2 protein-coding genes are annotated in these 5147 nt (G+C 47.6%); one reads left to right on the top strand and one right to left on the bottom strand.

Annotated elements, in window-relative coordinates:
- Positions 1-521: 521 nt before the first annotated feature.
- On the bottom strand, positions 522-1424 hold the full coding sequence (gene rimK, locus ACTHY5_RS11155) for a 30S ribosomal protein S6--L-glutamate ligase (protein WP_441879638.1): 903 nt from the start codon (positions 1422-1424) through the stop codon (positions 522-524).
- A 337-nt stretch (positions 1425-1761) separates the two neighbouring features.
- On the opposite strand from rimK, the gene acnA reads away from it, so the two are divergent.
- The gene (gene acnA, locus ACTHY5_RS11150) at positions 1762-4488 is read left to right on the top strand and encodes an aconitate hydratase AcnA (RefSeq protein ID WP_441879636.1); all 2727 of its coding nucleotides are present in this window, start codon (positions 1762-1764) and stop codon (positions 4486-4488) included.
- The last annotated feature ends 659 nt before the right edge of the window (positions 4489-5147 follow it).

The raw sequence follows: 5147 nt of genomic DNA, 5'->3' as shown, positions 1-5147 counted from the left end.
TGTTAATTTTGCTACGCAAAATCGGCCAGCTGAAGCGGCCTCTACGAGCGCATTGGGTTGGCTTTAAGTGTCGTCCACCTCACCCCTCACAGGTTTATTTTGGCCCGTCCGCTTTACCATTTTTCACCGCTTTACCATTATTGGTAGAAGCCGCTTCAGCCGGCTGGTGGCGCTAAAAGATAGCTAGAAGCGGGAAGCTAGAAGCTGGAAGAAAAGATCTAGATTGGGAACTGCACAGCCTGAAGGATGGATTGCTTCGTGCCTCGCAATGACCCAGTTTTAAAGCTTGGTGCTAGGCGCTGGGCGCTCGGCGCTGCTTTTAGTCATTGCGAGGAGCGTAGCGACGCGGCAATCCATTCTACAAGGGGCTGGGGATTGGGGAATAGGGAATAGGAAAAACGACACCTCGTACTGTGTAGGCACTGCTTTGAGCGGTGCATATATCGCGCAGCGATATCCTATTTTGCCAATCCCTAATCACCAATCCCCAATCCCTGATCACTGCCTTCCAGCTTGTTTTTTCAACCGCGCTCGCGGGCCTGAGACTTTTTAGCGTGATTATTTTCTATATGTTGAATCATTAAATCAGCCACGTCTTTATGAGTCGCCACTTCAATACCCTGCAAACCCGGAGACGAGTTTACCTCCATCACCAGCGGTCCACGCTTAGAACGTAACAAATCGACTCCTGCCACACTTAACCCCATAGCTTTTGCCGAGGCAATCGCCGTTTTACGTTCTTCGGGGGTAATTTTAATAAGCTGAGCCGCACCACCACGGTGCAAATTAGAACGAAACTCTCCTTCTTTAGCTTGGCGCTTCATGGCGGCAATGACCTTATCACCCAATACAAAGCAGCGAATATCAGCGCCACCCGCCTCCTCAATAAACTCCTGTACCATAATATTAGCTTTTAGCCCCATAAAGGCCTCTAGCACACTCTCGGCAGCCTTGCGCGTTTCAGCTAAAACCACGCCTATACCTTGTGTTCCTTCTAGCAGCTTAATGACCAAAGGTGCGCCGCCCACCATATCAATTAAATCGGGCACATCATCGGGTTTACACGCAAAGCCTGTGATTGGCATGCCTACCCCTTTGCCCGATAACAACTGCAAAGAGCGCAATTTGTCACGAGAGCGACTAATTGCCACCGAGCGGTTAAGTGCATAGCAGTTCATCATTTCAAACTGGCGCAATACGGCGCAGCCATAAAAGGTAATACTTGCCCCAATACGGGGAATAATGGCATCAAAATGCTCTAACTCAGCCCCGTGGTAATGAATGGTAGGCTTATTATCATTAATATTCATATAGCATTTTAAGGCATCAATAATATGTACCTCATGGCCACGGGCTTGTGCCGCTTCGCGTAAGCGACGAGTAGAGTACAAATTAGCATTACGAGACAGAATCGCTATTTTCATCAGTAATGGATCTCTCTTTTTCGAGTATAAAGGTAAAGGGCAGTAGCTGGCGTAGTGCTGTTATAGGCGCGATATAAATGCACTATGGGTGCGAACCTTACTAGGCTCCCCTTATTACGCGAACTTAACGGCTAGCGCCACTGTATTAACACATAAGAAAATAATCACCTTAATGTGCTCATATTGAGGCCTGTTTTAGTTAATATTGTGAGTGATGTTTGTTAATTACTATGGTGTTTTCGGTTAGGCTTTCTTTGTTGCTCCGAATATGACTAAATAGAGAGTAGCTGTGCTGGTGACCATTACACCAGCCGTTTCCATCGTTAAGGGGGAAATGATGTCTACACCCAATACATCTTATACCGAGACACTGACTCTGGGTAACAAGTCCTATCTTTATTACAGCTTACAAAAGCTGCCTCAAGGTAACGAGCTTGCGCGCTTGCCCAAGTCGTTAAAAGTACTCAGCGAAAACCTACTGCGTAACCTCAATGGCGACACTGTCACCCAAGCCGACTTAGAAGCCATGGCGGCTTGGTTAAAGCAGGGTGAGTCAAGCCGAGAAATTGCCTTCAGCCCAGTCCGCGTGTTAATGCAAGACTTTACCGGTGTGCCTGCCGTGGTCGATTTAGCTGCCATGCGCGACGCCGTGCAGCGACTAGGAGGCAAAGCCGAGCAAGTTAATCCGCTTTCAGCCGTCGATTTGGTAATAGACCACTCAGTAATGGTTGATGCCTTTGCTAATGAGCAGGCTTTTGCCACCAACGTTGATATGGAAATGGAGCGTAATGGCGAGCGTTATGCCTTTTTGCGCTGGGGCCAGCAAACCTTTAATAACTTTAGAGTGGTGCCGCCAGGTACCGGTATTTGTCACCAAGTAAACCTAGAGTACTTAGGAAAAACCGTATGGCAGCAAGATCAAGAAAACCAAACGGTTATTTCTCCTGATACCCTAGTAGGTACCGACTCGCACACCACCATGATTAATGCGTTGGGCATATTAGGCTGGGGTGTGGGGGGCATAGAAGCCGAAGCGGCTATGTTAGGGCAACCCATTTCAATGCTGATCCCCAAAGTGGTGGGCTTTAAACTCACCGGCCAGCTGCGCGAAGGGATCACCGCCACCGACTTGGTACTTACAGTGGTACAAATGCTGCGTGAAAAAGGCGTAGTAGGGCAATTTGTTGAGTTTTATGGCGATGGTTTATCAACCCTCCCATTAGCCGATCGCGCCACCATTGCCAATATGGCACCAGAATATGGTGCTACTTGTGGTTTTTTCCCTGTTGATGAAGAAACCCTGCACTATATGACCCTAACTGGGCGCAGTGCCGAGCAAGTTGAATTAGTCGAAGCCTACAGCAAAGCGCAGGGCTTATGGCGACATGCCGGCGATGAACCGCAATTTACTGACACCCTTAGCCTAGATATGAGCGAAGTGGTGGCCTGTTTAGCAGGGCCGAAACGACCACAAGATAGAGTTGAGCTCTCTAACGTGCCACAAGCCTTTAGCTTAAATCACGCACAAAAAACTAACTCCAAAACAGAAAAGAAACAAGAACAAACACTCGAAAACGAAGGCGGTCAAACCGCAGTAGCGGCTAAGCAATCTTTGCACGGCACCGAATTTTCATTAGATGGCCAAACCCATCACTTAAAAGATGGCGCGGTCGTGATAGCCGCCATTACCTCCTGTACCAACACCTCTAACCCCAGTGTATTAATGGCTGCGGGTTTGCTGGCAAAAGCGGCGGCAGAAAAAGGCCTAACCCGTGCTCCTTGGGTGAAAAGCTCCCTTGCTCCGGGCTCAAAAGTGGTAACAGACTATTTGATTAAAGCCGGATTAATGCCCTATTTAGAACAGCTGGGCTTTTATCTGGTGGGGTATGGTTGTACTACATGTATTGGTAACTCAGGCCCATTGCCCGAGCCCATTGAAGAGGCCATTAAACAGCAAGATATGACGGTGGCCGCGGTATTATCAGGCAACCGTAACTTTGAGGGGCGTATTCATCCATTAGTTAAATCTAACTGGTTATCGTCACCTCCGTTAGTGGTCGCTTATGCCCTTGCCGGCAGCATGAACATTGATCTAACCAAAGAGGCACTTGGCCAAGATAACAACGGCAACCCTGTGTATCTTAAAGATATTTGGCCATCGCAAAAAGACATTGCCGAGGCGGTAGCCTTAGTGAACAGTGAAATGTTCCAAAAAGAATACGCAGCTGTGTTTGATGGCGATGAAAACTGGCAAGCCATTGCGGTTGAAAATACCAGCACCTTTAATTGGCAGTCTGACTCTAGCTATATTCAGCATCCGCCGTTTTTCCAAACCATGGAAAAGCAGCCAACGCCGGTTAAAGATATCAGTCAAGCTCGCTTGTTAGCCATATTAGGCGATTCGGTTACCACCGACCATATTTCACCCGCGGGCAGCATTAATGCCAATAGTCCCGCAGGGCGTTATTTGCAGTCGTTAGGGGTAGAGCGTAAAGACTTTAACTCTTATGGCTCACGCCGCGGTAACCACCAAGTGATGATGCGCGGCACCTTCGCTAATATCCGCATTCGTAACTTAATGCTCGACAATGTAGAAGGGGGCGAAACTCGCCACTACCCTAGTGGCGAGCAGCTTTCTATTTACGATGCCGCCATGCGCTACCAGCAAGAAGAAGTGCCCTTAGTGGTAGTGGCAGGTAAAGAATACGGTACTGGTTCGAGCCGTGACTGGGCTGCCAAAGGAACGTTATTATTAGGGGTAAGAGCCGTTATTGCTGAGTCTTATGAGCGAATTCACCGTTCTAACCTGATTGGCATGGGCGTGGTACCTTTAGAGTTTATTAACGACAGTGCCAGCAGTTTAGGCCTAACCGGAGACGAGCTTATCAGTGTTAAAGGGCTTAACGAACTGAGCCCAGGCAAAGAGCTGTTAGTTGTTATAGAGTCTAGCGATGGTACACAGCAAGAAGCCAAAGTTCGCTGTCGTATCGACACCAGTAACGAGCTTACTTACTACCAACACGGCGGCATTTTAAACTACGTTATCCGACAAATGCTGGACTAAATAGCAGGGCTAGTAGGGTCGACAAAGTGATCGACCCTACTAAGCTTGGCAATGTTGAATGTTGAATGTTGAATGTTGAATGTTGAATGTTGAATGTTGAATGAAGGTCAAGAGACCAAGACACCTGGCAACGAAACCCGCGAAATCCGCTAAAAAATAGAGATAAGATCTGAAAAGAGACTTTTTCATTGTAAGAGCTAAAAGATAGTTTGAAGCGGGAAGCTAGAAGCTTAGAGCGAAAAGAATGGATTGCTTCGCTGCGCTCGTGCAATGACCCGGTTTAAAGCTTGGTGCTAGGCGCTGGGCGCTCGGCGCTGTTTTTAGTCATTGCGAGGAGCGCAGCGACGCGGCAATCCATTCTACAGGCAGCCAGTCGCTTTACGTGATACGCCTGACGTAACCACCAAACTGGCATTTCTTTAACGTATAACGTACCGCTTTCTTTTAAGACCTAAAGGCGGTCGAATAAATTCAACCCTACAAAACCATCACCTTGTGTCGCTCTTAACAATAAAACGATCTCTTTTCAGATCTTATCTCTATTTTTCCGTGGGTTCAGTGGATTCCGTTGCAAAAGGAGTGTTTTAATCTTTCTGATCCCTGATCACCGCTTTTCAACTATCTCTTAAGCTTTTAAGACAATGTCGCTACTATTACCT

Source organism: Oceanisphaera sp. (genome assembly GCF_052084945.1).
Classification (GTDB): domain Bacteria; phylum Pseudomonadota; class Gammaproteobacteria; order Enterobacterales; family Aeromonadaceae; genus Oceanimonas.
Note: the sequence above shows the minus strand (reverse complement) of the source record. Positions and strands in the feature narration are given on the sequence as shown.